Origin of the sequence: Rhodococcus sp. TAF43 (assembly GCF_052113525.1) — a bacterium.
Classification (GTDB): domain Bacteria; phylum Actinomycetota; class Actinomycetes; order Mycobacteriales; family Mycobacteriaceae; genus Prescottella.
The window spans coordinates 1-1,132 of sequence record NZ_JBFRDL010000124.1 but is presented as its reverse complement, the minus strand read 5'-3'; the positions used below and the strand labels follow the sequence as shown (position 1 = coordinate 1,132).

At 59.4% G+C, this 1,132-nt stretch carries 1 protein-coding gene; it reads right to left on the bottom strand.

The genetic code is table 11. The features are described 5' to 3' along the window. Positions 1–419 precede the first annotated feature (419 nt). Positions 420–722: a DUF6355 family natural product biosynthesis protein gene (locus AB4Z09_RS29095; RefSeq protein WP_442241394.1), complete on the bottom strand. Its 303-nt coding sequence runs from the start codon at positions 720–722 to the stop codon at positions 420–422. Positions 723–1,132: the final 410 nt, after the last annotated feature.

Genomic DNA, 1,132 nt, shown 5'->3' with positions numbered 1-1,132 from the left:
CGCATACGGCGAGCCGGACGAGACGAAGGACTCGACGCTGGACGACGACAACACCATCGTCAGACCGACGGTCACGAGCAACGCCGTCACGCTCAGGATCACATGGAAGTCGAACAGCGGCCGCGAAAGCCACACCCYGAATCGWGTCCGCGGCGACCCYGTCGCCCTGCCRCYKCGCGACRATCGTCCCGTCTCCGCGTTGCGGGAMGACYCGGGATCTGAGCCTCGCGAACGGGTTCGGGCCCGTTCCTCCGTCAGGTCCATCTCCGACTTCGCTTTCACGCCTCAATGCTCCCACGCGTCTCAAAAATCACAGGGGATGAAGGTGCCTGCGCGAGCCAGATGAGCGGTGGCCACGCCCTCGAACCGCGTGTGGCGGCACCCCGTTCGGAGCGCCGCCACACGTGTCTGGCTTGGGATCAGCAGAGGCCGACGTACCACGCCCCGGTGATGCGCTTCAGGGAGTTCGGGGTACCGATCTGTGTTTTACCCGGACCAACACACATTTCTTCCTCGACGTCGGGCGCGAGGAAGTTGTCCCAATGCATGCGGATCCTGACGTTCGTCGGACCACAGTGGTCGTACCAGTGTCGTCCAGCGTCAGTGTAGAAACCGCACGGCGCTGCCGACGCGATGCCGGGACTGGCGACAGCCAGGCCAGCGCCGATACTTGCGGTGGCCACAGCCGTCACCATCGCCTTTTTCAGCACGGCGCTTTTCATTATTGCCATAGTGGAACCCCTCGATTCGATCTAGCCGAAGAGACCAGAATTGGTCTTCCTGACGATTTTGGACGCTACATCGCAATTTAGAAAGCGTCCACGCAATCGGAATAATCCGGGCGAAACGGGTGCATTTATGCAGGTCACGATACATATTGCAGAATCAGAATGCGCCCGCGAGCCGCGCGCTAGAAATCATCCCAGAATTGACCCCCATCAGGGTTGACGCCCTGGTCGACATGTGCAAGATAAGCGGGTCGGTGGGGTGAAATTTCGAGTGTCACCAGGGGTGATGTAGGTAACTGTCCGATTCTCATCATTTCATTAATAAGTTAGTGAAAGGCGGCGGCGTCATCGGTTGCATTGGAGTGGTCGGTCTTGATTGGCATTGGAGTGGTCGGTCTTGATTG

Bases quoted from the DNA above. Each gene is read 5' to 3' on its own strand.
- AB4Z09_RS29095 (WP_442241394.1), bottom strand. From the start codon at position 722: ATGAAAAGCGCCGTGCTGAAAAAGGCGATGGTGACGGCTGTGGCCACC.